This window comes from Microbispora sp. NPDC046933, from assembly GCF_040644635.1.
GTDB lineage: Bacteria > Actinomycetota > Actinomycetes > Streptosporangiales > Streptosporangiaceae > Microbispora.
In genome coordinates, this window is the sequence record NZ_JBEYWW010000007.1 from 232,120 (window position 1) to 257,870 (window position 25,751).

Consider the following 25,751-nt stretch of genomic DNA (forward strand, 5'->3'; position numbering starts at 1 on the left):
CGGCGTTCCATCGCATTGGACGCATAGCGCCAGGAAGCGCACAGTCATTGGGGTGACCGTTGTTCTTGGGATCTCTGCCGTGGAAGGGCACCTGCCGGGGACCACCGGGTATCGGCGGGTCGTCGCCGCACTGTTCGCCGCCGGGGTGGCGACCTTCGCGCTGCTCTACAGCACTCAGGCGATCCTGCCCGAGCTCGCCGCGCAGTTCGGGGTGTCCACCGCGGAGAGCACGCTGAGCGTGTCGCTCACCACGCTCGCGCTCGGTGCCGCGCTGCTGGTGGCCGGCCCCCTGTCCGACGTCGTCGGACGCACCCGGCTGATCCACCTGTCGCTGACGGCGTCCGCCGTCGTCGCGGCGGCGTGCGCGCTGGCGCCCGGGTGGCCGGCGCTCATGGTCCTGCGGTCGCTCCAGGGCATCACGCTGGCCGGGCTCCCCGCGGTGGCCACCGCCTACCTGCGCGAGGAGCTGCACCCGTCCACGCACGCCCGCGCCGCCGGTCTGTACGTCGGCGGCACGGCGCTGGGCGGGATGGCCGGTCGCCTCCTGACCGGCGCGGTCGCCCAGGCCGCCGGCTGGCGCTGGGCCCTGGCCGCGGCCGCCGTACTCGGCCTGCTGTGCGCCCTGGCCGTACGCGTGCTGCTTCCGGCCTCCCGGCGCTTCACCGCGGCCCCGGCGAGCGTCCCTGCGCTGCTGCGCGGGAGCCTGCGCGCGGTGTCGGACCGCGGGCTGCTCGCGCTGTACGGCATCGGCGGCTGCTCGATGGGAGCCCTGGTCGCGGTGTTCAACACCCTGGGCTTCCGGCTCGCGGGCGCGCCGTTCCATCTCGGCCTCGGAGCCGCCGGCCTGATGTTCCTCGTCTATCCCATCGGCTCCGTCAGCTCCGCGGTGTTCGGCCGGCTGGCCGACGGTTACGGGCGCCGGACCGTGACGCCGCTGGGCTGCCTGCTGGCCGTCGTCGGCGCCCTGGTCACGCTGCCGTCCTCGCTGCCGGTCGTGGTGCTCGGACTCGCGCTCCTCACCGCGGGGTTCTTCGCCGTCCACGGGGTGGCCAGCGGATGGGTCCCGGCCCGGGCGTACGCGGGCGGGGTGTCCACAGGCCAGGCCGCGTCGCTCTACCTGTTCACCTACTACCTCGGGTCCTCCGTCTTCGGCAGCCTCGCGGGCCGTGCCTGGACGGACGCCGGATGGCCCGGTGTGGTCGCCCTCGCCGTGCTCCTGCTCGCCGCCACCGGCGCTCTCACCCTCCTGCTGCGCAGGACCCCCGCCCTTGGTAGAACAGCCCGGTGATCCCCGACGACGCGCTCGACCCCCGGACGCTGACCGGCCTCTGGGAGCGGCGGTGGCCCGAGTGCCCGCCGTTCACCCACCGGCTTCTCGGCCCCCTGGACGCGCGCTGGCTCTATCACCCCTACGACGGAGGTGCCGACGTGATCGGGCCCACACGCGCGGCACGCGATGCTCTCAAGGGTCGGCATCGGGACTGGTTGTCCGCGCACTCCTTGGGTCTGTGAGCTTCACGGCTGCCGGGGCTCTCCGGCGCGAAGCGAGCGCGGCGGGCCCGCGGCCAAGGCCGGCGGGGACGCCTGATCCCAGGTCGGCTCGTGCTTGCCCAGGTCCCGCCGTCACCGCAGCCCATGATGCAGGCGGAGGTCGCCTCCGAAGGCTTCCGCGATCACGCGTCCCGTCTCGAAGACGAACTCCGCCTCCACCCATTGAATGGGATCCTCGGCGTCGAATCCCTTGGTCACGCAGACAAGCCGCTCGCCGACATGCCGTACGAAGGGCACCTCTGCGGGTGCGGGCACGACGTCCACACGGCTGCTGAGCTCCTCCATCGTGTAGCTCTCTCCCGGCTCGTCCGGCGTGACGCGCAGAGCCCAGTCGGCGGTGTCCCGGACCACGACGGTCGCCGTCTCCAGATGGAGCCACACGTGCAGGAGTTCGGGGACGTCGGATTCGTGGGTGAACAGGGCCGCGGTGACCGCGATCAGACGCAGGCCCTCCAGGGCGGACAGATCCATCACCTCACCGTCCAGGGCCGGGGCCTGCACTTCAACCGAGTTACCACTTCACGATCGAACTTGTCGGTGGTGGTGTCTACGCTCTCCGTTCATGCATGACGATCAACAGAAGAAGTACGAGCGGAGCCACGGGGAAAACGCCCGCTGAATCATCGACCCGCAGATGGGCGGTCGGAGGAAATTCGGGCTCTGTGAAACGACTCGTGCTCGCCTCTGTAAATGCTACGCTGCGGCACCACTGAAGATCATGACGTCCGAGTTCTTTGCCGAAGGAATGCACCGATGCGCCGATTATCAGCTCTCTTATCCGCCGTACTTGTCGGTCCGGCGGTGACGCTCTCCGTCCCGGCCGTGGCCGAAGCCGCCGTTCCCGATGTGGTCCGAGCCGTGCAGAACCAGCTCGCCAGGGGTGCGAGCGTGAAGTTCACCCAGTACGGCGATGTCTATTTGGGTGCCAGGAACAAGTATGACGGTCACCAATCCAATTCGTACCGCTTCAACCTGCTGCAGAACGGAACGGTGCTTCTCGGCAGGCGTGGCGTCGTCGCTGTGGGCACCACGCGCCAGGTGCGGTTCAACCGCTATGATCTCCCGCTGGCCAAGGAACGCGCCGCCGAAGGCGACCTGGTCTCGCAGAGCCTGCTCGCGCAGGGTCAGCCGCACCGCTGGGTCAACACGAACGGCCGGTTCTACAGCACCGGCCGCCTGTGGACCGCCGGCCTGCCCAAGGGAAAGACCTGGGCCGCGCGTGGGGCGCGTAGCGCCGGAGCCACGGCCTTCGGCGACCAGGTCCTCAACATCTTCGAGATCGCGACGCTCAAGGCACTGATCGCCCACGCGGACAGGCGGAAGTTCAACCTGCCGAACCCCTCCGGCAAAACTCCCGACCTCAGGGTGATCGGGTTCTACGACGGCACCATCACGTTCGCCGAGCTCTACCGGCTCTCACCCGCGTTCCGGGAAGTGGCGGGGGAACGACCCGACCCGGGATACGCGAAACTGGCCCTGAGCTGGAGCATCTACTTCGACAGGCGCGGTCTTCCTATCAAGGTCACCTCAGGCTGGCACACCGATAGACAGAAGAGACCCTTCAGCAGGGGAGGCGCCAGCATCGATTTCCAGTCGTGGGGTTCGGCCGCGACCATAGCGGCACCCAGACCGTCTCAGGCCGGGGTCGTCCGCGCTCCCGCCGGAGGCCTGCCCGAATGCGACGACATGGTGGAATTCATCAAAGAATACGCTCGGCCGACCTTCGAACAGTGAGACAGGGGAGCAGACGCCTTACGCGAACGTGTGGCTTTGCACACGCTCCCGATGACGTCGGGGGAGGCGGGCGTGCGAAAGGCCATCGACCGCGCCTTCGGTGTGGCGCGGGCCGATGGCCTTCCTGCGGACGCGAGTGCCCCTGAATGTGCTCTGGGCGGAGGCCGTACGGCCTCCGCCCAGAGCGGCGGTTCAGAGGATCACACGTCGTAGTAGAGCTCGAACTCGTGCGGGTGCGGGCGGAGACGGATCGGGTCGACCTCGTTCTCGCGCTTGTAGGAGATCCAGGTCTCGATGAGGTCCGGCGTGAAGACGCCGCCCTCCAGCAGGTAGTCGTGGTCGGCCTCGAGCGCGTCGAGCACCTTCTCCAGCGAGCCCGGCACCTGCGGGATGTTGCGGGCCTCCTCCGGCGGCAGCTCGTACAGGTCCTTGTCGACGGGCTCCGGCGGCTCGATCTTGTTGCGGATGCCGTCGATGCCGGCCATGAGCATGGCGGCGAAGGCGAAGTACGGGTTGCAGGACGGGTCCGGCACGCGGAACTCGATGCGCTTGGCCTTCGGGTTCGAGCCCGTGATCGGGATGCGGACGCAGGCCGAGCGGTTGCGCTGCGAGTAGACCAGGTTGACCGGGGCCTCGTAGCCGGGCACCAGGCGGTGGTAGGAGTTCACCGTCGGGTTGGTGAAGGCCAGCAGCGACGGGGCGTGCTTGAGCAGGCCGCCGATGTAGTAGCGCGCGATGTCCGACAGACCGGCGTAGCCGACCTCGTCGTAGAACAGCGGCTCGCCGTCCTTCCAGAGGGACTGGTGGCAGTGCATGCCGGAGCCGTTGTCACCGAAGATCGGCTTGGGCATGAACGTGACCGTACGGCCCGCCTGGATGGCCGTGCTCTTGATGATGTACTTGTACAGCATCAGGTTGTCGGCCGTCTTGAGCAGCGTGCCGAACCTGAAGTCGATCTCGGCCTGGCCGGCGGTGCCCACCTCGTGGTGCTGCATCTCGGTCTCGATGCCGGCCTCGATGAGGTTGCGCACCATCTCCGAGCGCAGGTCGGTGAAGTGGTCCATCGGCGGGACCGGGAAGTAGCCGCCCTTGTAGCGGGGCTTGTAACCCAGGTTGCCGCCCTCGGAGGCCTTGCCGGTGTTCCAGGCGCCCTCGATGGAGTCGATGTAGTAGTAGCCGGCGTTCTGCCGCGTCTCGAAGCGGACGTCGTCGAAGATGTAGAACTCGGCCTCGGGGCCGAAGTACACGGTGTCCGCGATGCCGGTGCCCTTGAGGTACTCCTCGGCCTTGCGGGCGACGTTGCGCGGGTCGCGGCTGTAGGCCTCGCCGGTCAGCGGGTCGTGCACGAAGAAGTTGATGTTCAGCGTCTTGTGCTGGCGGAACGGGTCGAGCACGGCCGTGGACGGGTCGGGCAGCAGGAGCATGTCCGACTCGTGGATGGCCTGGAACCCGCGGATCGACGAGCCGTCGAACATGAGGCCGTCGGTGAAGACGTTCGGGCCGAAGTTCTCGGAGGGGAAGGTGAAGTGGTGCGTCGTCCCCGGCAGGTCCGTGAACCTGACGTCAACGAACTGCACACCCTCGTCCCGGATGAACTTGAGGACGTCATCGGCGGAGTTGAACACTCTCGAACCTCCCAGGGGCATGGGCTAGCAACCCGAAAATAGGCCGATGCCGTTTCCGCCCCATGTCTCGATTGTTTCGCGCGTGTTAAGGGAAAGCGCTACCCGGGCGGTCGCGGCGATAACGTCGGCCCGCCGTTCCCCGGGCTCCATCGTACGGCCTTCTCGCAGGTCAGGTGCCTAACGCGGCCGGGCAGCGCGGCCCGCCGGATACGCCGGAGGCGCGGTCGTAGGGATCGACGGGCTCGCCGGAGGGCCGCGCTCCCCACGGGTCGCCGGGAAATCGCGGGTGAACGAATCCGTCATCCGTGTCGCAATTCGCGCCGAATAGGGCCGACCTGTCCGCGGCCAACCAGACGACGAGCTTCCCGTCCTTCACGTACGCGGAGAACTCGCTCCTGTGGCGCTCGACGACCCTCGTCATGATCAGCGGTGCGCCGGGGCGGCTGACCGGGTGGACGAACAGGTAGTCCGTCTCGATCGTGACGCCTCCGCCGGACCTCTTGGAGATCGTCGTCTCGCCGGAGACCTTCACGACGTCCCCGAGCGGCTCGGCCGTGCCGGGGGCGAGGCTGAACAGCCAGGACCGGGTGCCGGAGGGGCCGCTGTCGTCCAGGTGGCTCAGGAACTCCTCGCGCTGCCGGGGATGCAGCAGGCGGATGAACTCCTCGGGACGCTCGCCCCGCACCGTGGCCGGATCGAGGTGCGCGGCCGACAGCAGCCGCCGTACGCGCAGCAGGGCCTCGCCGATCTCCTTCTCCGTGAGCCCGCCGAGTGCCCGTGCCGCGGGCATGGCCAGCCCCTGCTCCCCGTCGGCGTAATCGACGGCGGGAGTGCCGGCGAACGGCGCCGGGACGGGGCCGTGGTCGAACAGGCCCTCCTCGCCGTCGGGGATCGGCGTCAGCACGGGCCCGGGCCGGGCGACCACCGGGCCGGAGACCATCAGGTCCTCGCCACCGGTGGCCGGGCGGACGATGCCGAGCCGCTCCAGGACGTCGGGCCGCAGGGCGACGACGAGCCCCACGAGCGCGACCAGGCCCGCGATCGCCACCAGCACGGCCGGGCGGCGCCGCCGTCCCGGCGGGAGCGAGGCCGACTCGGCCGCCGCGGTCATCCGCCGGATCTCGTCCTCGCCGAACTGCGCGACCAGCGCCTCGAAGCGCGCGTCGATGTCATCGGGGTCCGCCGGCCGCACGGTTCCCTCCAAAGCGCTCAGGTCGGAAACGACTCACGATACCGGGATTTCATGGGATGAGCCTGCCCATGATGTACGGCTTCGCGGCCGGAAGCCAGACCGGTGACCCTCCCCGATACGCTGGGAAACCATGAGTGACCGGCAGCCGCGTTGGACGCAGACCTGGCTCGGGGGCCCGCGGGCCGCCGGGGTGGACCTGGGCTACCCGGGGCAGCGCCTCGGCCTGCCCGAACAGGGCCCCGGGTCGGTCGCGGGGTGGGGGCGCAGGATCGGCGCCGTCGCCGTCGACTGGCTGCTGTGCACCTGGGCCATCGCGGGCGGCCTGCTGCGTTTCCAGGGCAACGACGTCGGCGCGGTCGGCCTCGGCGTCTTCGCCGCCGAGTACGTCCTGCTGGTCGGCACGATCGGCATGACGCTGGGGATGCGCCTGTTCGGCATCCGCGTGGCCGGTCTCGACCTCGGGCGGCCGCCCTTCCTCGGCGTGCTGGTGCGCACGCTGCTGCTGTGCCTCGCCGTGCCCGCGCTCATCTGGGACCGCGACCGGCGCGGCCTGCATGACCGCGCGGGCGGCACGGTGGTCGTCAACCTCTGACCTTCCACCCCTACGGCCGCGGTCACGGTTCGACCAGGCCGGCGCGGATGGCGTAGCGGGTCAGTTCGAGCCGGTCGCGCATGCCCAGCTTCTGCAGGATGTTCGCGCGGTGCCTGTCGACGGTCTTCACGCTGATGACGAGCGTCTCCGCGATCTCCTTGGCGGAGTTGCCCTCGGCGATGAGTTTGACGATCTCCTCCTCCCGGGGCGTCAGGATGCTGTCCGGCATGCGCTCGCCCTGCCGGGCGCGCTGGAGGTAGTCGCGGATGAGGGCGGTGACCGCGCCGGGGTAGAGGAAGGGCTCCCCGCGCATCGCCGCCCGGCAGGCCTCCAGGAGGTCCTGGTCGGCGACCGACTTGAGCACGTAGCCCGAGGCGCCGGCCTTGAGCGCCTCGAAGAAGTACTGCTCGTTGTCGTACATCGACAGGATCAGTATGCGGATGCCGGGCGTGCGCCGTGAGATCTCGCGTGCCGCCTGGATCCCGGTCATGCGGGGCATCGCGATGTCCAGGATGGCGAGGTCGATCTCCTCGGAACGGGCGGCCTCGACCGCCTCGGCGCCGTCGGCGGCCTCCGCGACCACCACGAGATCGGGTTCCGCGTCGAGGATCAGGCGCAGCCCGCGACGGACCAGCGCGTGGTCGTCCGCCAGCAGGATGCGGGTCTTACGGCTCTCCACGGCTCAGCTCTCCTTCACCGCGTGTGGGGGTACGACCAGGCGCACGTCCGTGCCGCCGCCGGGCGGGGAGTCGACGGTCAGCCGGGCGCCGATGAGAAGGGCGCGCTCGCGCATCCCCCGGATCCCGGCGCCCTCCTCGCGGGCGCCGCCGCGCCCGTCGTCGGTGATGCGCAGCGTGAGCCGACCCTGCTCCTCCGTGAGCGACAGCTTCACATGGCGGGCGTGCGAGTGCCTCGCCACGTTCGTCAGCCCCTCCTGCGCGATCCGGTAGAGGACGAGCTCCACCTCTCCGCTGAGGGCGGGCAGGCCGGCATCGACCTCACGGGTGATCGGGATCCCGCTCGCCTGCGAGAAGTCGCTGCTGAGCGCGCTCAGCGCACTGTGCAGGCCGAGGTCGTCCAGGACCCCGGGCCGCAGCCGTCTGGCGACCTGCCGCACCTCGTCCAGGCTGGCCCTGACCGTCTCCTGGGCGGAGCACAGCTCCTCCCGGAGTTCCTCGGGCGCCCGGTCGACGACGCGCTTGAGCCCCAGCAGCGCCACGGTGAGGCTCTGGCCGATCTCGTCGTGCAGCTCCCGCGCGATCCGCCGCCGTTCCCCCTCCTGCGCGGCCAGCGCGTACGCGCTGCTCGCGCTGCGCTCGGCTTCGAGACGTTCGAGCATCTCGTTGAACGTGCCGATCAGCTGGGCGAGGTCGCCGTTGCCGCTGTCGGTGAGCCGGTCGCCCGTCCTCAGCAGGTCGACCCGCCGCATGAGCGTGGTGAGCGCGTCCAGCGGGGCCAGGCTCTTGCGGATCAGCAGCGCGTTGGCCGTGATGATCAGGGCCAGCCCCACGGTCAGGACCGGTATCTCGGTGAGCAGGACCGGTGAGGACACCGTGGCCGGGGAGAGCGCGAGCACGAACGTCCCGACGGTGAACACCAGTCCGTTGATCGCGAACAGCCGCCAGAACAGGGCCCGCGCCGGGTGCCGCGACCTCGGCGCCCCCGGAGGCCGGCCGGTCTGCCGGTCAGTGCGCTCGTTCACGGCCCACAGCCTGCTCGTCCTCGTACGCGGGTGTCCATGCGGGGTGCCCCCCATCCTGCGGCCGTCCCTACATGTCATACCTCTCCCGATATGGGTGCCGAACCCGATGGTGGTGGCCCGAGCCCTCTCGAAGACTGAAACAAAGGCGGCGACGGACTGTCCCGGCCCTGCCACCGATCGGAGGTGTCTGAGATGGATGTGACCCGTGCCACCCTGCCCGGCATCGCCACCGTCCACCAGTGCGTCACCCGCGACGGCCGGCGCTTCGGCGTGCTCGTGGAGAAGTCCGGCCGTCGCAGGCTTCTCGTCTACGACCCCGCGGAGCCCGACACGCTGCTGCAGGCGATCGTCCTGGAGCAGGGCGAGGCCGACCAGCTCGCCGACCTCCTGCACAGCAGGCCCGTCCTCGACCGGCTCGCCCATCTCGAACGCCGCTTCGCCGAGTTCGCCGAAGCGGCTCGGTGAGCATGCCGGAGCCGTCCGTCTCCCGCCCGCGCGATGTCGTCGTGAACCCGATGCCGGTGACCGTCCACGGCCCCGTCGCCGGGGCGGTCGCCCCGCACGCTTTCCGGTCGCCGATCTCGTCCCGACCGTCACGCCGCGCCAAGCGGCATGTCCACGATCCGGAGGTTCGATCATTCACCGCTTCGCCAGGCCGTCCTCGTCGCGGCGCCTTCCCCCCGAGACGCGGCGTCTTTCCCCCGAGGCGCCGCGCCTTCCCCCCGAGACGCGGCGTCTTTCCCCCGAGACGCGGCGCCTTTCCCCTGAGACGCCGTGCCGGAACCCCGCCTGCCGCACGCGCACCGCCGGGCCCCCGGGGCGCCGCACGTGAGCGCCGTCGCCTCCTTCACGATCTTCCTGGCGGCCTTCGTCTTCATCGCGTCGGAGAAGGTGCACAAGGTCAAGGTGGTCCTCGTCGCCGCCGGCGCGATGGCGGTCCTGGGGCTGATCCCCGGCGACGAGGTGTTCTTCTCCGAGGCCGCCGGCATCGACTGGAACGTCATCTTCCTGCTGCTCGGCATGATGATCATAGTCGGCGTGGTCAAGCGCACCGGGGTCTTCGACTACCTCGCCATCTGGGCGGCGAAGAAGTCCAGGGGCCGGCCGTACCGGCTGATGGTCCTGCTGATGGTCATCACCGCGGTCGCGTCGCCGTTCCTCGACAACGTCACCACGATCATGCTCGTCGCGCCGGTCACCGTGGTCGTCTGCGACCGGCTTCGCATTCCGGCTCAGCCGTACCTGATCGCCGAGGTCCTCGCCTCCAACATCGGCGGCGCGGCCACCCTCATCGGCGACCCGCCCAACATCATCATCGGCAGCCGCGCCGGGCTGACGTTCAACGACTTCCTGGCCCACATGGCACCGGTCGTGGTCGTCGTCTTCGTGGTGTTCGTGCTGCTCACCCGGGTGCTGTTCCGCGGGTCGTTCCGCTGCGAACCGGAACGCGTCGCCGCGGTCATGGCGCTGCAGGAACGGCGGGCGATCACCGACCCGCGCCTGCTCGCGCGGTGCATGATCGTGCTCGGCGGGGTCGTCGCCGGGTTCTGCCTGCATGCCGTGGTGCACGTGGAACCGTCGATCATCGCCCTGGTGGGCGCGGGGGTGATGCTGCTGGTGTCCCGTGCCGACGTGCCGGACGTCCTGCGTGAGGTCGAGTGGAGCACCCTGGTCTTCTTCATGGGCCTGTTCGTCATGGTCGCCGCGCTGGTGAACACGGGCGTCATCGCGACGATCGGCGGCTGGGCCGTCGGCGCGGTCGGCGACGACTACTTCCTCGCGGCCACGGCGCTGTTGTTCGGTTCCGGCGTGCTCGGCGCGTTCTTCGACAACATCCCCTACGTCGCCACGATGGTGCCCGTCGTCGAGGAGATGGTCGCCCAGGCGCCGGACGCGGGGACCGGGCAGGCGCTGTGGTGGTCCTTCGCCCTGGGGGCCGACTTCAGCGGCAACGGCACCGCGGTGGCGGCCAGCGCCAACGTCGTGGCCGTCGGCATCGCCGCCAGGACCGGCCACCGCATCGGCTTCTGGCAGTTCACCAGGTATGGCATCCTCGTCACCGCGCTGAGCATCACGATGGCCTGGGTGTACGTCTGGCTGCGTTACTTCGCCTGACGCCGCCGGTGCTACGAGGCGCCCCGGAGACACTGGAAGATCGCCGTACCGGGGAGCAGGCGGCCGCGCAGCGGGCTCCAGCCGCCCCAGGTGCGGTCGTGGCCCGGCGGCCACTCCGGCTCGGTCAGGCCGGTCAGGACGAGGCCGGAGGCGGCGATCAGGCCCACCCAGTCGCCCATCGTCCGGTGGTGCTCCACGTACGACGGCTCGCCGTCCTCGCCGAACTCGACGTACGGCGAGCGGTCGAAGTAGGGCCGGTCGGCGGTCAGGCCGCGCGGGCCCGGATCGTCGGGGAAGGCCCACCGGACGGGGTGACTGACGGAGAACACGAACCGGCCGCCCGGCCGCAGCACCCGGCGCACCTCGGCCAGCACCGCTCCGGCGTCGGCGACGAACGGCAGCGCCCCGTAGGCCGAGCAGGCGAGGTCGAACGACTCGTCCGCGAACGGCAGAGTCTCGGCGTCGGCCTGGACGACCGGCAATCCCACCCCGGCGGACATGTCGATCCGCCGGGAGTGCTGCAACTGCCGGTAGGACAGGTCGACGCCCGCGACCGTCGCGCCCCGCCCCAGCAGCCACCGGCCGCACTGGCCCGCGCCGCACCCGATCTCCAATATCCGGCGCCCCGCCACGTCGCCGAGCAGCCGGGCCTCGGCCTCGTCCAGTCCCTCGGGGCACCACACGAAGCCGTCGTCACGCAGGAAGCCGCCGTGCTCGGCCTGGTACTCGTCGGCGGCGCCGTCCCACCATCCCCGGTTGGCCCGTGAGGTCTGCGACCGGGAGACCGGCCGCCTTCCGACATCCAATGCGATCAGCGCATCTTGGGGCCGCGCGGCATCCGGGCGCCCTTGGGGATGGGGCCCTTCGGCATCGGGATGGCCGGGGTGAGGGCGCGCATCCGGTTGTTGACCTCGGACACCGCGCCCTTCTTCAGGTTGCGGGGCAGCTTCATCATGTGCCGCTGGAGCTTGGCCAGGGGGACCTGGCCCTCGCCGTCACCGCACTGGACGTCGTACACGGGCACGTCGACCGCGACCCGCTGCACGCGCTTCTTCTCCGCGACGAGCATGCGCTGCACCCGGTTCGACGGGCCCTCGGAGACCAGGATGACCCCCGGATATCCGACGACCCGGAAGACGAGGTCCTGGTCGCGGTTGACCGCGACCGGCTTCTCCTCGACGTACCAGGTGCCGCGCAGGCTCTGCAGGATCGCGTACGTCGCCCCCGGCTGGCCGTGGAGCATCGAGTACTGCGCCTTCTGCGCGAGGCGGCTGAAGACGATCATCCCCACGAGTACGGCGGCGAAGACGCCGAACACGATCCACGTCCAGCCGAAGATCACGCCGATGACGACGAACAGGACGAGCGTGCCCAGAGCCGACGCGTAGACGATCGGCATACCCTTGGGGTTCGCCTGCTGAATGATCTGTGCGACCATCCGGAGTTGCTTGAGGCGACCCGGAGCCGCTGCGTCTTTCGCCATGGTCTGAAGGATACAAACGCCGAGCTGTCTTAATGAAAACGAGACTCACCCACGCGGGCGGCGATCGCCTGCTGGTACAGGCGGCCGGCCCGGTAGGACGAGCGAACCAGCGGGCCGGACATGACACCGGCGAAGCCGATCTCCTCGGCCTCCCGCTGGAGCTCCACGAACTCCTCGGGCTTGACCCAGCGGTCCACGGGGTGGTGACGCGGGGTGGGACGGAGGTACTGGGTGATGGTCACCAGGTCGCATCCGGCCTCGTGGAGGTCGCGCAGCGCCTGGGTGATCTCCTCGCGCTCCTCGCCCATGCCGAGGATGAGGTTCGACTTGGTGACCAGTCCCGCCTCGCGGGCCATGCTGATGACCTTCAGCGAGCGCTCGTAGCGGAACGCGGGCCGGATCCGCTTGAAGATCCGGGGCACGGTCTCGATGTTGTGCGCGAAGACCTCGGGCCTGCTGGAGAAGACCTCCTCGAGCTGGCCGCGGTCGCCGTTGAAGTCCGGCACCAGCAGCTCGACGCCGCAGCCGGGGACCATCTCGTGGATCTGCCGGGCGGTCTCCGCGTACAGCCAGGAGCCGCCGTCGGGCAGGTCGTCACGGGCGACGCCGGTCACCGTGGCGTAGCGCAGGCCCATCTGGTGCACCGACTCGGCGACACGGCGCGGCTCGTCCCTGTCGTACTCCGCCGGCTTGCCCGTGTCGATCTGGCAGAAGTCGCAGCGCCGGGTGCACTGGTCGCCGCCGATGAGGAAGGTGGCCTCGCGGTCCTCCCAGCATTCGGAGATGTTGGGACAGCCCGCCTCCTGGCACACGGTGTGCAGCCCCGCACCCTTCACCAACGACTTGATCTCGTTGAAGTTGGGGCCGTTGCGCAGCCGCGTCTTGATCCACGGCGGCTTCTTCTCGATGGGGGTCTGGCTGTTGCGCACCTCCAGGCGGAGGAGCTTTCGGCCTTCAGGAGCGACGGTCATGCGACTTCCTTCGCAGCACTCCGCGGCAACGGTCCGCGGGCCCGGGGTCCGAGCGGGAACACGGGGCCCCGCGCCGTACGCGGGCCCGCGTGCCTGTCGGGACGCTCGTTCACAAGCCCAGCTTATTACCTGCTTTCACGTGATCCTGGACAGCTCCCGGATCGTGCGGGCGAGGTGGCGGGACAGCTCGGCGTCGATCCGGTCCGACTCGCCGGGGCCGAGGCCGGCCGAGCCGTCCTCGACATCCGCCGACTCGAGCAGGACGGCCCTGAGCGCCGTCGGCGGCTCCGCCTGCCAGGCGGCCTGCTCGGCGAGCGAGTTCTCCCGGCGCGCGGCCACCAGGCCGCGGTCGGCGTCCCTGGAGAGGACGGCACGGCGGATCTCCTCGGCCGTCTCCCCGCGCCTGGCCGCGGCCATGACGGGGGTGAGGCGGCTTTCCGCCATGGTGAGCGCGTCGACGTACTCGACGACGGCCCGCGACGAGACGGCGCGGGCCGCGACCTGGTCGGCGTAGTAGACGGCGTGCTGCGCCTGGGCGGAGACGAGCCGGCGCAGCACGAGGTCGGCGAGGAACAGGGGCCACACCAGCACCCATCCGGTGACCTTGCCGATCACCTGCGACGCCATCCTGCCCCCGGGAACGGCGCTGTGCGCGTCCAGCACGGGATCACCGAAGTCGCGGTAGCTGTCCACCCGCATGCCCGTCAGGGCGTGCCGCCACTCTCCCGCGGTGGCGAGCGCCGACGGGACGAGCAGGCCGCGGCCGGGGTCGCCGCTGACGTCCCGCGCGAGCTCGGCGCCGAGCATGCCCGCCCGCTCGCGCGGCGTCAGCGTGAGCAGCAGCGGAAGGCCGACGAGCAGCACGGGCCGCCGCCGCAGACCGGCCCGCAGGTGGACGCACCGGAAGAGCCGGTCGTGCAGGTAGATCGCGGCCGGGGGTGCGGCGCCGACGGCCCCGGCGATCCGGTCGGCGGCCTCGAACAGGGTGGGTGCCTCGGCCCTGGTGACCTCCTCGGCGCCGTCCGGGGGCCGGACCGTCCGGGGCCTGGTCAGGACCGCGATGGCGACGAGCACGCCGCCGATCAGCCAGCCGAGCACGTTGCCGTGCCAGTTGACGACGATGAGGACGCCGCCGGCCAGGATGGCGGCGGTCACCGCGTGGACGACGGCCGACAGGGCGAGGGAGAGCAGCCGGGCGGCCGTACGGCCCGGCCTGTCCAGCCGCCGCCCCAGGAAGCGGAGGAACCGCCTCCTGGCGTCACGGGGGAGCAGATCGGCGCGGACCTCGCCGGGGGGTGAGGAGAGGTTCATGCCGCGAGTATGTCCGAGGCCGTCCCGCCCCGCGAGATGCCGGAAAACTGCAATCGACTGCAACTTTGCAGTAGAGTGCAGTAATGACCGAGGGGCTGCGGGAGCGCAAGAAGCGGCAGACCCGGCGGCGCATCGCCGAGGTGGCGGTCGGGCTGTTCGTCGAGCGCGGCTTCGACAACGTCACGATGGCCGAGGTCGCGCAGGCCGCCGAGGTCTCGGTGAACACCGTCTACAACTACTTCCAGGCCAAGGAGGACCTGGTGCTCCCGCCCGAGGAGGCGTCGCCGCAGCGGCTGGCCGACATCGTGCGGGAGCGGCCGCCGGGCCGGTCGGCGGCCGTCGCGGTGCTGGAGCGCCTGCGCCGGGAGATACGCGGGCGCGAACGCGCGGTCGGGCTGAGCGCGGGATTCGGGCGCGTGCTGGAGATGATGCGGGCCGCCCCCACGCTGACCGCCCGGCTGGAGGACCTCGGCCGCCAGATGACCGAGGCGCTGGCGGTCGCGCTGGCCGAGGAGACCGGCGCGGACGCCGGCGATCCGCTGCCGCGCGTGGTCGCCTGGCACATCGGCTGCCTCCACTCGCTGGTGTACGCCGAGATCGGGCGGCGTACGGCGGCGGGGGAGAGCCCGGACGCCATCGCGGCCGCCGTGCTGGAGTTGCTCGACGTCGCCGAGAGCCTCCTGGGCGAGCGCGTCCGCACCTATGCCGTACGAGAGGGACGACCGTGTTCAGGGTGACGATCAGAGGGAAGTTCAAGGGCCTCGACGACGCCGGCCGGGCCGCCGTGACGGCGGCGGGCGGCGCGGCCTACACCGAGGGCGGCACGTTCACCCACGACGCGAGCGTGTCCGCCTTCACCTTCCGCTGCCAGGTGCCCGCGGGCCCCGACGACGGCGAGGACGAGGCCGCGCTGGGAGCGATGGCCGCGCTGGACGCGCACGGGCACCCGTACGAGATCCTGCACGTCGCGGTGACCGACATGCGGCAGATCAAGATCCGCCGGAAGGGCCGCGGCGCGTAGCCGTCAGGCGAGATCCTCCTCGTACAGGTCGTACGGCTCCTCGCCGAGGGCCTCGGCGAGGCGCTTGCCGGCGAACGGGATGACCTCGTCGACCGTGATCCGCCGGCCGGTCTCGGCCGCCAGCGACGTGACCCCGGCGTCGTCGCCCGTGATGCGGGTGTACCAGCTCAGGTCGTTGACGCAGTTGAGCGCGAAGCCGTGCATGGTGACCCCGCCGGAGACGCGGATGCCGATCGTGCCGAGCCTGCGGTCGGGCAGCCCGTGCGCGGGGTCGCCGGGCACCCACACCCCGCCGCGGCCCTCGACCCGCCGCGCCGTCAGCCCGAAGTCGGCGCAGACCTGGATCAGGACCTCCTCCAGCAACCGGATGTAGGAGACCACGTCGCCGATGCGGATGATGGGGTAGCAGACGAGCTGCCCGGGACCATGCCAGGTGATCTTCCCGCCCCGGTCCACGTCGATGACCGGCGTGCCGTCGACCGGCCGCTCGTGCGGCAGCGTCCGCTTGCCCGCCGTGTAGACGGGGGCGTGCTCCAGCATGAGGCACAGGTCGGAGATCTCGTCGGCCGCCCGCCGGGCGTGCAGCCGCCGCTGCAGGGTCCAGGCCTGCTCGTACGGTACGTCGACGCCCAGGCGGACGATGGCCACGCCCTTCACATTCCCATCGCCCTTCACGTTCACAGCGTAGAGGTCAGCAGCCGGGGCTCGATACGCAGCTCCTTGACCGCGGAGCCGTCCCGCTCGATCCGGTAGGCGTACCCCTCGGGGTCCGTGGTCACGGCCTGGATGAACTCCGTGCCGACGTAGTGCAGCGCCACGCCCTCGTCGGCGGCGTACCCCTCGGGCAGCTCGCCCGACGCGACCGACTCGTGCAGCAGCGCCCGGCGCTGCGGGTCGGAGTTGTAGTGGACGCCGCAGGAGTAGGGGAGCAGGCCCAGGCCCTCGGCCCAGGGCCGCAGCCGCGGCCCGAACGAGTCGGTGTTGCCGCCGACGTGCCAGCACAGCGCGCCGGCGCTCTGCCCGGACAGCACGATCCCGGCCCGCCACGCCTCGGCGAACGCCTCGTCCAGGCCGTGCAACCGCCACAGCGCGGCGAGGTTGGCGACGCTGCCGCCGCTCACGTAGATCGCGTCCTGCTCCAGGATCCACTCGCGGGGGTCCTCGACGTTCGGCATCGGGAAGACCGTCAGGTGGCTCACCTCGACGTCCCAGCGGGCGAACGCGCCGTACATCTTGAGCAGCCAGTCGGCGTCGTCGCCGGTGGCCGTGGCGAGCAGGCCGAGCTTGGGCCGGTCCTGCCCGGTGAGGTCGAGGACGTAGCGCAGCAGCGCGGTCGGCTCGATGAAGCCGTACCGCTCCGTCTGCCGGAACGACCCGCCTCCGATGGCGACGATGTGCGACTGCCCGATGCGGCTCATGCCCACCACTCCCGTGTCCCGGATCGAATGACTCTTCAGAGTACGGCGGCCAGCGCCTCGCCGATGGTGGGATGGGCGAACCGATGACCTGCGTCGAGCAGCCGCCGGGGGAGCACCCGCTGGCCGGCGAGCAGGGCCTCCTCCGCGAACTCCCCGAGCGCCAGGCGCAGCGCGAGACGCGGGGCCGGCAGCGGCATCGCCGGGCGTCGCAGCGCCTTCGCGAGCGCGGCGGTGTAGTCGGCGTTGGTCACCGGCTCGGGAGCCGTGAGGTTGACCGGCCCCGCCAGCTCGTGCGCGAGCAGGAAGCGGACCGCGTCCACCCAGTCGGGCAGCGAGATCCACGAGACGTACTGCCTGCCGCTGCCGAGCACGGCGCCCGCGCCCATCTTGAAGATCGGCAGCATCCGGGCGAGCGCGCCGCCCCGGCCGCTGAGCACGACGCCGGTGCGCAGCAGAGTCACCCGCACGCCCGCCTCCCCGGCGGGTGCGGTGGCGGCCTCCCAGCCGCGCGCCAGATCGGCCAGGAAGCCCGTGCCCGTCGGCGCGGACTCGTCCACCGCGCGGTCGCCGGTGTCGCCGTAGAAGCCGATCGCGGAGGAGGACAGCAGCACCCGCGGTCCGCCCTCGGCACGGGCCAGCGCCTCGGCGAGGGTGCGCGTGCCGCCGACGCGGCTGTCCACCAGCTCCCGCTTGTACGCCTCGGACCACCGGCGGTCGCCGATCCCGGCGCCGGCCAGGTGGACGACGACGTCCGCGCCCTCCAGCGCCCCGGGGTCGAGCACCCCGCCCGCCGGGTTCCAGAAGCGCTCGTCGGGCCCGGCGGGCGCGCGCCGTACGAGGCGGCGCACCTCGTGCCCGTCGGCGCGCAGCGCGCGCACCAGGGCCGTTCCGAGCAGTCCCGAGGAGCCCGTCACCACTGTCGTCATGGTCTCCACGCCCGGATCACTACCCGGAAACGAGGGGGGCCGCCCCGCGAAGCGCGGGACGGCCCCAGTGGCGTCCGGGCGTACGGCTCGCGCCGGCCCCGGGCGTACGGCTACGCCAGGCCGAGCTGGGCCTCGAAGCGGCCCTCCTCAAGGCGGTGCTTGATCGTCGTGAGGAACCGGGCCGCGTCGGCGCCGTCCACCAGGCGGTGGTCGTAGGTCAGCGCGAGGTAGACCATCGAGCGGACCGCGATGACCTCGCCCTCCGGCGTGTCGACCACGACCGGGCGCTTGACGACCGCGCCGGTGCCGAGCATGCCGACCTGCGGCTTGTTCAGGATCGGCGTGTCGAACAGCGCGCCCCGGCTGCCGGTGTTGGTCAGCGTGAACGTGCCGCCGGTCAGCTCGTCCGGGCCGATCTTGTTGGTGCGGGTGCGCTCGGCCAGGTCGGCGATCTTACGGGCGAGGCCGGCGATGTTGAGGTCGCCCGCGTTCTTGATCACCGGGACGATGAGGCCGCGCTCGGTGTCCACCGCGATGCCGAGGTTCTCGACCTCGTGGTAGGTCACCTCGTTCGTCTCGTCGTTGATGACGGCGTTGAGCTTCGGGTGGACCTTCAGCGCCTCGATCGCCGCCTGCGCGAAGAACGGCATGAACGACAGCTTCACGCCCTCGCGGGCCTCGAAGGCGGACTTGGCCCGGGCGCGCAGCGCGGCGATGCGGGTCACGTCGACCTCGACGACCGTGGTGAGCTGGGCGCTGGTCTGCAGCGACTCCATCATCCGGTCGGCGATGACCTTGCGCAGGCGCGACATCTTCTCCGTACGGCCGCGCAGCGTGGTGTCGACCTTCACCTCGGGAGCCGGGGCGGCCACGGCGGCCGGGGCGGCGGGCGCCTGGGCCGGGGCGGGCGCCGCCTGCGGAGCCGGAGCGGCGGCAGCGGCGGCGGCCTGCTCGCGCTGGACGCGGGCGGCCTCGATCACGTCCTGCTTGCGGATCCGGCCGCCGACGCCGGTGCCGGTCAGCGAGTCGAGGTCGACGCCGTGCTCGGCGGCGAGCTTGCGGACCAGCGGCGTGACGTACGGGCTCTCACCGGACGGCAGCGGGGTCGGCTCGCTCGGCTGCGGTGCCGGGGCGGGCGCCTGCGGCTGCGGGGCCGGGGCCTGCTGGGCCGGGGCGGGCGCGGGTGCCGGGGGCGCCGGCTGCGGCGTCACCACGGCGGGCGCGGGCTGCGGGATCGACGAGATCGGCGCGGCGGGCTCGGGCGCCGCCGCCTGCGCCGGGGCCGGAGCGGGCTCCGGCTCGGGCTCGGGCTGCGGAGCGGGAGCCGGAGCCGCCGGCTCGGCGGCGGCCGGAGCGGCGCCCGCCTCGGAGTCGATCAGGGCGAGCTCGGCCCCGACCTCGACCGTCTCGTCCTCAGCGACGATGATCTTGGTCAGGTAGCCGGCGGACGGCGAAGGGATCTCGGTGTCGACCTTGTCGGTCGACACCTCGAGGAGCGGCTCGTCGGCCTCGACGCGGTCGCCTTCCTTCTTCAGCCAGCGTGTGACGGTGCCCTCGGTAACGCTCTCGCCGAGCTGGGGCATGGTTACGGAGACCGGCATGGTGTGTCTTCTCTCGCGTTCGCTAGGAGGGCTTCAGTTGTGGACGTGCAGCGGCTTGCCGGCCAGGGCCAGCATCGCCTCGCCGAGGGCCTCGGACTGGGTCGGGTGCGGGTGGATGAGCTGGGCGACGTCGGTGGCCGTGGCCTCCCAGTTGAAGATCAGCTGGGCCTCCGCGATCAGCTCGCCCACCCGGCTGCCGACCATGTGGACGCCGAGCACCCGGCCGTCGCGCTCGGCGACGACCTTGACCTCGCCCTGGGTCTGCAGGATCTTGCTCCTGCCGTTGCCGGCGAGGTTGTAGTTCAGCTCGACGACGTCGTGACCGCGCTCGCGGGCGACCGACGTGGCGATGCCCACCGACGCGACCTCGGGCTCGGAGTAGGTGATGCGCGGCACGCCGTCGTAGTCGATCGGCACCGGGTTCAGCCCGGCGATGTGCTCGGCGACCAGGATGCCCTCGGCGAAGCCGACGTGGGCGAGCTGCAGCGTGGGGATCAGGTCGCCCACGGCGTACACGCCCGGCACGCTGGTCTGGCAGAACTCGTTGACGAGCACGTAGCCGCGCTCCGTCGCGACGCCGTTCTCCTCGTAGCCGAGGCCGGCCGAGACCGGGCCGCGGCCGACGGCGACGAGCATGATCTCGGCGTCGAGGGTCTTGCCGTTCTCCAGGGAGACGACGACCCCGGTGTCGGTGGTCTTGACGCTTTCGAACCGGGTGCCCAGCTCGTACTTGATGCCGCGGCGGCGGAAGGCGCGCTCCAGCAGCTTGGAGCTGGACTCGTCCTCCAGCGGCAGCAGGTGCGGCAGCGCCTCGACGATCGTGACCTCGGCGCCGAACGAGCGCCAGACGCTGGCGAACTCGACGCCGATGACGCCGCCGCCCAGGATGACGACCGAGGACGGGATCCGGTCGAGGACCAGCGCGTGGTCGCTGCTGATCACCTTGTCGCCGTCGATGTCGAGGCCGGGCAGCGACTTCGGCACCGAGCCGGTCGCCAGCACGACGTTGCGGCCCTCGTACACCTGGTCGCCGACCACGACGCGGTTGGGACCGGCCAGGCGGCCCTCGCCCTCGACCACGGTGATCTTCTTGCTCTTGATGAGCCCGGCCAGGCCCTTGTAGAGGCCCCCGATCACCTTGTCCTTGTACGCGTGGACGCCGGGGACGTCGATGCCCTCCAGCCGGGTGCGGACGCCGAACGACTCGCCCTCACGGGCCTGGTCGGCGAGCTCGGCCGCGTGCAGCAGCGCCTTGGTGGGGATGCAGCCGCGGTGCAGGCAGGTGCCCCCGACCTTGTCCTTCTCGATGAGGACGACGTTCATGCCGAGCTCGGCCGCCCGCAGGGCACAGGCGTAACCACCGCTACCGCCACCTAGGACGACGATGTCGTAGGGGCCGCTGCCATCAGCCACTGGAATGCTCCTTGGTCGTATTCACACCGCCGGAAGGACCCGGCAGCATCTTTTCACTTGTCCCGGAAGATCGTGGCCCCGGCCCGGGCCCGCGCGGGCACGCCGCGGCGGAGCCGTCTTCCTGTTCGAACAGCCCGCAGGGGCTCTTTCTGGTTAAACAGCCCGCGCGGACGTGCCGTTCCCGGCGTAGCGCTCGGCGACGGCGACGAGCGTGCGGGTCAGCGCGCCGGTGCCGCCCTTGGGCGTGTAGCCGTGCGGCTCGCCCTTGTTGAACGCCGGCCCGGCCATGTCCACATGTGCCCAGCGAACGCCCTCGGGCACGAACTCGCGCAGGAAGATGCCCGCGGCGAGCATGCTGCCCCACCGCTCGGGCTGGAGGTTGGCGATGTCGGCGACCGCGGAGTCGAGCCCCTTGCGCAGCTCGGCGGGCAGCGGCATGCCCCAGGCGCCCTCGCCCTGCTCGCCGGCGATGCGGACGATCTCGTCGCGCAGGGCGTCGTCGTTGGCCATCACGCCGGCCGTACGCCACCCGAGCGCCACGATCTGGGCGCCCGTCAGGGTGGCGACGTCGATGATCACGTCGGGCTCGTCCTCGGCGGCGCGGGCGATGCCGTCGATCAGCACCAGGCGGCCCTCGGCGTCGGTGTCGAGCACCTCGACGGTCTTGCCGCTGTAGGTGTGCAGGACGTCGGAGGGGCGCTGGGCGCTGCCCGAGGGCATGTTCTCGGCCAGGCAGAGGTAGCCGACCGCGTTGACGGGCAGCCCCAGCCTGGCGATCGCGACGAGCGCGCCGAACACGGCTCCCGCGCCGCCCATGTCCGACTTCATCCAGTCCATGGAGGCGGACGGCTTGAGCGACAGGCCGCCGGAGTCGAAGGTGATGCCCTTGCCGACGAAGGCGACCTTCCGGGTGGCCTCGGGGTGGCTGTAGGCGACGCGGACCAGGCGCGGCGGGTTCACCGAACCCTGGCCGACGCCGATGATGCCGCCGTAGCCGTCCTCCTTGAGCCTGATCTCGTCCAGCACCTCCACCGACAGGCCGGCCTCGCCGCCGGTCTCCTGGGCGATCTCGGCGAAGCGCGCGGGCCACAGGTCGGACGGCGGCGTGTTCACCAGGTCGCGGACGAGGGTGACGGCGTCGGCGAGCGTCGCCGCGTGGGCGACGGCCTCCTCGGCCCCGGCCGCGCCGGACAGGACGGCCAGCTCGCCGACCGGAGGCCTGCGGTCACCGCCGGTCCGGTATCGCGCGAAGTCGTAGGCGCCCAGCAAACCGCCCAGCGCCACGGCCTCCGCCTCGGCGGCCGTACGGGCGGGCAGGGCGAGCGCGGCGGACGCCGTGCCGGTGAGGGAGCGGACGGCCGCTCCGGCCGCGCGGCGCAGGGTTTCCAGGTCGTAGCCGCCCTCGGGCGCGTCGCCGAGGCCCACGGCGACGGCGACGGGCGCGGGCAGCGCCCCGAGAGTCGGGATCTTGACGACCTCTTCGGCCTTGCCGGTGAACCCCATGGTGGTGAGGATCTCGGCGAGTCGTCCGTCCAGGGCCTGGTCGAGGCCTTCGCCTCCGGGAGCCGGGCGTGGACCCTCCGGGGTCGTGTGGACGCCGATTATGAGAGCACTGGTCTCGATGGAGACCGCGTCAGATGCGTTTATGCGCACTGTGGTCACGTGAGCCGATGCTAGCTGGGCTTACTCGGCTACGCATAAACGAGGGTTCATCCTACCTATCGGTAATCTTGATGATGCCAATGAAACCAGCACCATCGCGATCATCTGGGCATATGGTGCTAATGTCATTAGCACCATGTTGCTCACGCTCGATCTCAACGATCCGCGGCCCCTGCACGAACAGGTGGCCGCCGCCATAAGGCGTGCGATCGGGGCCGGGGACGTCGCGCCCGGCGATCGGCTGCCGCCGGCCCGCGACCTGGCCCACGCGCTGGGCGTCAACGCGAACACCGTGCTGCGCTCGCTCCGCGACCTGCGGGACGAGGGACTGCTGGAGTTCCGCCGCGGGCGCGGGGTGTCCGTGCTGCGGCGGCCGAACGGCCGCGAGGCGCTCCGGGCGCGTGCGCGCGACCTGCTCGACGAGGCAGCCGAGTACGGCCTCACCGCGGACGACGTCGTCGCTCTCATCAAGGACCTCAGCGAGGAGATGGCATGACCGACCCGAACCACGGCTCCCTGACCGGCTTCCGCACCCGATTCCTGCTGGCCGCCGCGGCCTGGGCCGTCCTGGTCGCCGCCGTGCTCGTGGCGGTGCCGCTGGCGTTCGCCGGCCGTCTGCCCGACCCGCTGGCCACTCACTGGGGGTCGTCCGGGCGGCCCGACGGCTCCATGCCGCTCGCCGCCTTCGTGGTCTTTCTGGTCGTGCTGTGGGCCGTCCTCGCGGGGATCGGCGCCGGCGTCGCGGCGCGGGCGCGTGTGCTGGTCCGCCGGTCGGCGCGCGCCTGGTCCTGCGCCGGGCTGGCCTGGGCGGGCGGACTCATGGTCATCACGCAGGCCTTCACGATCGCCGCCAACCTCGATCGCGGCCACTGGACCCGCGCGGCGGGCCTGAGCTGGCAGGTCGCGGTGGTCGTCGCCGCGCCGATCGCGCTCGGGGCGCTGGGCTGGCTCGCCGGCCGGCACGGCCCGGACGTTCCCTCGGGGCCACCGCAGGCGGGACCGGTGATCGACCTCGACCCGGGGAAGCGGCCGGTGTGGGTCTCCACCGCCACCGCGCCCTGGGCGGCCTGGCTCGCGCTCGTGGCGCTCGCCGCCGCGGTGATCATCGCGGGCGTGGCCCTGTCCGGCCTGTTCCCCGGCGGCTGGGGCGCCGTGGTGCCGCTCGCCCTGGTGGGCGTGGTCGGCGCGGTGCTGTCGTCGGTCTCGGTGCGGGTCGTCCCCGAAGCGCTGACGGTGTCGGTCGGCCCGCTGCGGTGGCCCTCGCGCAGGGTGCGGATGGAGCGCGTCGAGCGGGCGTGGGTGGAGGAGCGGTATCCGGCCCAGGTGGGCGGATGGGGCTACCGCGGCCTCCCGGGACGGGCCACGATCATGATCCGCGGCGGCGAGTGCCTGGTCGTGCGGTACACCTCCGGCGGTGAGCTGGCGATCACGGTGGACGACGCCGAGACCGGCGCCGCCCTGCTCAACGCCCTCGCCGCCCGGCGGCACCCCTCCGTCGAAAGGTGACGACCGTGATCCGGCGCAACGCCGACGTCTGGCTCTTCCTCCTCGTCGCGTTCGGGGCCTCGTGGCTGATCGCGCTGCCCGTCTGGATGGGGGCCGTACGGCTCGGCACGCCGGCCTTCGCGCTGGTCGGGGGGCTGATGATGCTGACGCCCTCCCTCGGCGTACTGGCCGTGTGGCTCACCCGGCGGCGCGGCACTCCGCTGAAGGAATGGGCGCGGGTGACCGGGCTCACGCTCGGACCGGATCGGGGCCGGACGGCCGCGCTCCTGGTGGCGGCGCTGCTCGGCGTGCCGCTTCTCGTGGCCGCCGCCCTCCTGGTCAGCGCCGCCGCCGGCGTGGTGAGCCTCGACCTCGCCGGGCTGAGCCTGTTCCGCGCCCAGCTCGGGGCGGTCCTGGACCGGGTGCCCATGGACCCGCGGGTCCTGTACGCCGTGCAGGTCGTGCAGGCCGTGCTGATCGCCCCGTTCCTCAACGCGATCCCCGCGCTCGGGGAGGAGTGGGGCTGGCGGGGCTGGCTGCTGCCGCGCCTGCTCGGCGACCCCGCCGTCTCGTCCGAGCCCGGCGCGCGCCGGGTGTGGCCCGCGCTCGTGCTGTCGGGCGTGATCTGGGGTCTCTGGCACGCTCCCCTCACGTTGAAGGGCTACAACTACCCGGCGCTCGGCGCCTGGGCGGCGGCGCTGTTCGTCGGCTTCTGCGTCATCTTCGGGGCGCTGCTCGGCTGGATGCGGCTGCGCTCGCGCAGCGTGTGGCCCGCGGCCATCGCGCACGGCTCGGTGAACGCCGTGACGGGCCTGGCGCTGCTCCTCGGCGACGCGGCCGCCCCGCCGAACGCGGCGCTCGCCGGGATCACCGGGGTCGTCGGCTGGGTGCTGCTCGCGGCGGTCGTCCTCGCCGTCTACCGGCTGCGTCCCGTCGCCGCGCCGCGCTGACGCGCGCGTTCACGCGCCTCAGACCAGCAGGACGGCGGCCAGCAGCGTCACCGTCGTGGCCGTCTCCACCAGGGCGCCGAGCACGTCGCCCGTGACGCCGCCCAGCCGCCGTACGGCCCGGCGGCGCAGCAGCGTGGCCGCCCCCAGCCCGGCTGCCATCGCGAGCAGCAGCCCGGCCGCCGTGATCAGATACGGATCATCCGACAGGCGGTGCAGCAACCCGGCGGGCCGCAGACCCGCGTCGGCGGCCCACTCGTAGACCTCCCCGGGGGACAGGTCCTGGCCGGAATACGAGGTGTAGCCGAAAGCGTCTGTCAGGCCGGGCGCCCCGTCCACGGCGACCTCGGACCCGCCGAGATCCGGGCTGCGGAGGACCAGGGGGCCTCCGGCCGCCACGAGGGCGAGCGCCGCGATCACGGCGGCCGTCGCGAGGGTGGCCCCGATCGCGGCGCCCCGCCGTACGGTGCCGGCGACGAGCGCGCCGAGGCCGGTGGGACGGGCGGCGGGCACGCCCTCGCGGCACGCCCACGTGACCGCCAGCCTGCCGGTCGCCGCGGCCGCCACCAGCGCGACCCAGGCGGCCGTGCCGCCCCGCGCCAGCACGGCCACCTGCACGAGCAGGGCGATCACGACGGTGGCGACCCCGAACGGCCCGATGTCGGAGCGCTTCATCACGTCCAGCGCGCCGTCGGCCGGCTTGCCGCTGCCGAGCCCGTCGGCCAGGTCCGCGAGGCCGTCCAGATGCAGGGCCCGCGTCAGCCACGCCAGGGCCCCCACCGCGAGGACGGCGCCGAGCAGCGGCGAGCCCGACACCGCACCGGCGGCCTCGAGCACCACGGCGGCGGCCAGGCCGAGCAGCACGCCGACGAAGGGCGCCAGCGACATGGCGCGTCCCGCCACGGCGCGGTCGACCTCCACCGGCCGTACGGGGAGGACGGTGAGGGTCCCGAGCGCGAGCCGCCAGGCCGCGCCGAGGCCACTCATGCCACCTCCTCGCCT

At 71.9% G+C, this 25,751-nt stretch carries 27 protein-coding genes; 11 read left to right on the top strand and 16 right to left on the bottom strand.

The window, feature by feature from the left end; translation table 11 throughout:
* Nucleotides 1–52: 52 nt before the first annotated feature.
* Together ABZ857_RS12240 and ABZ857_RS12245 are read left to right on the top strand one after the other, a co-directional pair.
* Nucleotides 53–1,288 carry an MFS transporter gene (locus ABZ857_RS12240; protein ID WP_357041693.1) on the top strand — a complete coding sequence of 412 codons (1,236 nt, stop codon included), beginning with the start codon at nt 53–55 and terminating at the stop codon, nt 1,286–1,288.
* The gene (locus ABZ857_RS12245) at nt 1,285–1,512 is read left to right on the top strand and encodes a hypothetical protein (RefSeq protein ID WP_357041696.1); all 228 of its coding nucleotides are present in this window, start codon (nt 1,285–1,287) and stop codon (nt 1,510–1,512) included. The genes ABZ857_RS12240 and ABZ857_RS12245 overlap by 4 nt, the downstream gene beginning before the upstream one ends.
* Before the next feature lie 111 nt (nt 1,513–1,623).
* Here ABZ857_RS12245 and ABZ857_RS12250 read toward each other — a convergent pair whose 3' ends face one another.
* On the bottom strand, nt 1,624–2,022 hold the full coding sequence (locus ABZ857_RS12250) for a hypothetical protein (RefSeq protein ID WP_357041699.1): 399 nt from the start codon (nt 2,020–2,022) through the stop codon (nt 1,624–1,626).
* A 330-nt stretch (nt 2,023–2,352) separates the two neighbouring features.
* On the opposite strand from ABZ857_RS12250, the gene ABZ857_RS12255 reads away from it, so the two are divergent.
* Complete coding sequence (locus ABZ857_RS12255) at nt 2,353–3,285, top strand: hypothetical protein (RefSeq protein WP_357041702.1); 933 nt, start codon at nt 2,353–2,355, stop codon at nt 3,283–3,285.
* A 200-nt stretch (nt 3,286–3,485) separates the two neighbouring features.
* Here the strand turns inward: ABZ857_RS12255 and glnA are convergent, their stop codons facing one another.
* Both glnA and ABZ857_RS12265 read right to left on the bottom strand, forming a co-directional pair.
* Entirely contained in the window at nt 3,486–4,910 is a 1,425-nt protein-coding gene (glnA, locus tag ABZ857_RS12260) for a type I glutamate--ammonia ligase (RefSeq protein WP_357041705.1), read from the bottom strand.
* A 169-nt stretch (nt 4,911–5,079) separates the two neighbouring features.
* On the bottom strand, nt 5,080–6,102 hold the full coding sequence (locus tag ABZ857_RS12265; RefSeq protein ID WP_357041708.1) for a hypothetical protein: 1,023 nt from the start codon (nt 6,100–6,102) through the stop codon (nt 5,080–5,082).
* 130 nt (nt 6,103–6,232) lie between these two features.
* Here ABZ857_RS12265 and ABZ857_RS12270 point away from each other — a divergent pair, with 130 nt between their 5' ends.
* A complete protein-coding gene (locus tag ABZ857_RS12270; RefSeq protein ID WP_357041711.1) occupies nt 6,233–6,694 on the top strand; it encodes an RDD family protein in 462 nt (153 codons plus the stop codon).
* Between the two features lie 22 nt (nt 6,695–6,716).
* Here the strand turns inward: ABZ857_RS12270 and ABZ857_RS12275 are convergent, their stop codons facing one another.
* Nucleotides 6,717–7,373 carry a response regulator transcription factor gene (locus tag ABZ857_RS12275; protein WP_357041714.1) on the bottom strand — a complete coding sequence of 219 codons (657 nt, stop codon included), beginning with the start codon at nt 7,371–7,373 and terminating at the stop codon, nt 6,717–6,719.
* Between the two features lie 3 nt (nt 7,374–7,376).
* Nucleotides 7,377–8,396: a histidine kinase gene (locus ABZ857_RS12280; protein WP_357041717.1), complete on the bottom strand. Its 1,020-nt coding sequence runs from the start codon at nt 8,394–8,396 to the stop codon at nt 7,377–7,379.
* A 192-nt stretch (nt 8,397–8,588) separates the two neighbouring features.
* Between ABZ857_RS12280 and ABZ857_RS12285 the strand changes: the two genes are divergently transcribed.
* Together ABZ857_RS12285 and ABZ857_RS12290 are read left to right on the top strand one after the other, a co-directional pair.
* Nucleotides 8,589–8,861, top strand: a complete 273-nt coding sequence (locus ABZ857_RS12285) for a hypothetical protein (RefSeq protein WP_357041720.1) — start codon at nt 8,589–8,591, stop codon at nt 8,859–8,861.
* Between the two features lie 363 nt (nt 8,862–9,224).
* Entirely contained in the window at nt 9,225–10,511 is a 1,287-nt protein-coding gene (locus tag ABZ857_RS12290) for an ArsB/NhaD family transporter (protein WP_357041882.1), read from the top strand.
* 11 nt (nt 10,512–10,522) lie between these two features.
* Here ABZ857_RS12290 and ABZ857_RS12295 read toward each other — a convergent pair whose 3' ends face one another.
* The 4 genes from ABZ857_RS12295 to ABZ857_RS12310 all read right to left on the bottom strand — a co-directional run bounded on the left by ABZ857_RS12295 (nt 10,523) and on the right by ABZ857_RS12310 (nt 14,276).
* Nucleotides 10,523–11,317, bottom strand: coding sequence for a class I SAM-dependent methyltransferase (locus tag ABZ857_RS12295; RefSeq protein WP_357041723.1), 795 nt, complete (start codon nt 11,315–11,317; stop codon nt 10,523–10,525).
* Between the two features lie 5 nt (nt 11,318–11,322).
* Nucleotides 11,323–11,994 carry a DUF4191 domain-containing protein gene (locus ABZ857_RS12300; RefSeq protein WP_357041726.1) on the bottom strand — a complete coding sequence of 224 codons (672 nt, stop codon included), beginning with the start codon at nt 11,992–11,994 and terminating at the stop codon, nt 11,323–11,325.
* Between the two features lie 29 nt (nt 11,995–12,023).
* Nucleotides 12,024–12,965: a lipoyl synthase gene (gene lipA, locus ABZ857_RS12305; protein WP_357041729.1), complete on the bottom strand. Its 942-nt coding sequence runs from the start codon at nt 12,963–12,965 to the stop codon at nt 12,024–12,026.
* Between the two features lie 135 nt (nt 12,966–13,100).
* Nucleotides 13,101–14,276: a hypothetical protein gene (locus ABZ857_RS12310; RefSeq protein WP_357041731.1), complete on the bottom strand. Its 1,176-nt coding sequence runs from the start codon at nt 14,274–14,276 to the stop codon at nt 13,101–13,103.
* Nucleotides 14,277–14,359: 83 nt separating this feature from the next.
* Here ABZ857_RS12310 and ABZ857_RS12315 point away from each other — a divergent pair, with 83 nt between their 5' ends.
* Together ABZ857_RS12315 and ABZ857_RS12320 are read left to right on the top strand one after the other, a co-directional pair.
* Entirely contained in the window at nt 14,360–15,013 is a 654-nt protein-coding gene (locus ABZ857_RS12315; protein ID WP_357041734.1) for a helix-turn-helix domain-containing protein, read from the top strand.
* Nucleotides 15,010–15,297, top strand: a complete 288-nt coding sequence (locus ABZ857_RS12320; protein WP_357041737.1) for a DUF6204 family protein — start codon at nt 15,010–15,012, stop codon at nt 15,295–15,297. The genes ABZ857_RS12315 and ABZ857_RS12320 overlap by 4 nt, the downstream gene beginning before the upstream one ends.
* Before the next feature lie 3 nt (nt 15,298–15,300).
* On the opposite strand, the gene lipB is transcribed toward ABZ857_RS12320, so the two are convergent.
* The 6 genes from lipB to ABZ857_RS12350 all read right to left on the bottom strand — a co-directional run bounded on the left by lipB (nt 15,301) and on the right by ABZ857_RS12350 (nt 22,317).
* Complete coding sequence (gene lipB / locus ABZ857_RS12325) at nt 15,301–15,972, bottom strand: lipoyl(octanoyl) transferase LipB (RefSeq protein WP_357041740.1); 672 nt, start codon at nt 15,970–15,972, stop codon at nt 15,301–15,303.
* Between the two features lie 2 nt (nt 15,973–15,974).
* Nucleotides 15,975–16,715: a peptidase E gene (locus ABZ857_RS12330; RefSeq protein WP_357041743.1), complete on the bottom strand. Its 741-nt coding sequence runs from the start codon at nt 16,713–16,715 to the stop codon at nt 15,975–15,977.
* A gap of 35 nt (nt 16,716–16,750) precedes the next feature.
* The gene (locus tag ABZ857_RS12335) at nt 16,751–17,641 is read right to left on the bottom strand and encodes a TIGR01777 family oxidoreductase (protein ID WP_357041745.1); all 891 of its coding nucleotides are present in this window, start codon (nt 17,639–17,641) and stop codon (nt 16,751–16,753) included.
* Between the two features lie 110 nt (nt 17,642–17,751).
* Entirely contained in the window at nt 17,752–19,242 is a 1,491-nt protein-coding gene (gene sucB, locus ABZ857_RS12340) for a 2-oxoglutarate dehydrogenase, E2 component, dihydrolipoamide succinyltransferase (RefSeq protein ID WP_357041748.1), read from the bottom strand.
* A 33-nt stretch (nt 19,243–19,275) separates the two neighbouring features.
* Complete coding sequence (gene lpdA, locus ABZ857_RS12345; protein ID WP_357041751.1) at nt 19,276–20,655, bottom strand: dihydrolipoyl dehydrogenase; 1,380 nt, start codon at nt 20,653–20,655, stop codon at nt 19,276–19,278.
* Nucleotides 20,656–20,808: 153 nt separating this feature from the next.
* On the bottom strand, nt 20,809–22,317 hold the full coding sequence (locus ABZ857_RS12350) for a leucyl aminopeptidase (protein ID WP_357041754.1): 1,509 nt from the start codon (nt 22,315–22,317) through the stop codon (nt 20,809–20,811).
* Between the two features lie 136 nt (nt 22,318–22,453).
* Between ABZ857_RS12350 and ABZ857_RS12355 the strand changes: the two genes are divergently transcribed.
* The 3 genes from ABZ857_RS12355 to ABZ857_RS12365 are packed head-to-tail and all read left to right on the top strand — an operon-like array spanning nt 22,454 to nt 24,752.
* The gene (locus tag ABZ857_RS12355; RefSeq protein WP_357041757.1) at nt 22,454–22,813 is read left to right on the top strand and encodes a GntR family transcriptional regulator; all 360 of its coding nucleotides are present in this window, start codon (nt 22,454–22,456) and stop codon (nt 22,811–22,813) included.
* Nucleotides 22,810–23,823 (top strand): DUF1648 domain-containing protein, encoded by a 1,014-nt coding sequence (locus ABZ857_RS12360; protein WP_357041760.1) that lies wholly within the window; start codon nt 22,810–22,812, stop codon nt 23,821–23,823. The genes ABZ857_RS12355 and ABZ857_RS12360 overlap by 4 nt, the downstream gene beginning before the upstream one ends.
* A gap of 5 nt (nt 23,824–23,828) precedes the next feature.
* Nucleotides 23,829–24,752 carry a CPBP family intramembrane glutamic endopeptidase gene (locus ABZ857_RS12365; protein ID WP_357041762.1) on the top strand — a complete coding sequence of 308 codons (924 nt, stop codon included), beginning with the start codon at nt 23,829–23,831 and terminating at the stop codon, nt 24,750–24,752.
* 18 nt (nt 24,753–24,770) lie between these two features.
* Here the strand turns inward: ABZ857_RS12365 and ABZ857_RS12370 are convergent, their stop codons facing one another.
* On the bottom strand, nt 24,771–25,736 hold the full coding sequence (locus ABZ857_RS12370; RefSeq protein WP_357041764.1) for an adenosylcobinamide-GDP ribazoletransferase: 966 nt from the start codon (nt 25,734–25,736) through the stop codon (nt 24,771–24,773).
* Nucleotides 25,737–25,751 lie beyond the last annotated feature (15 nt).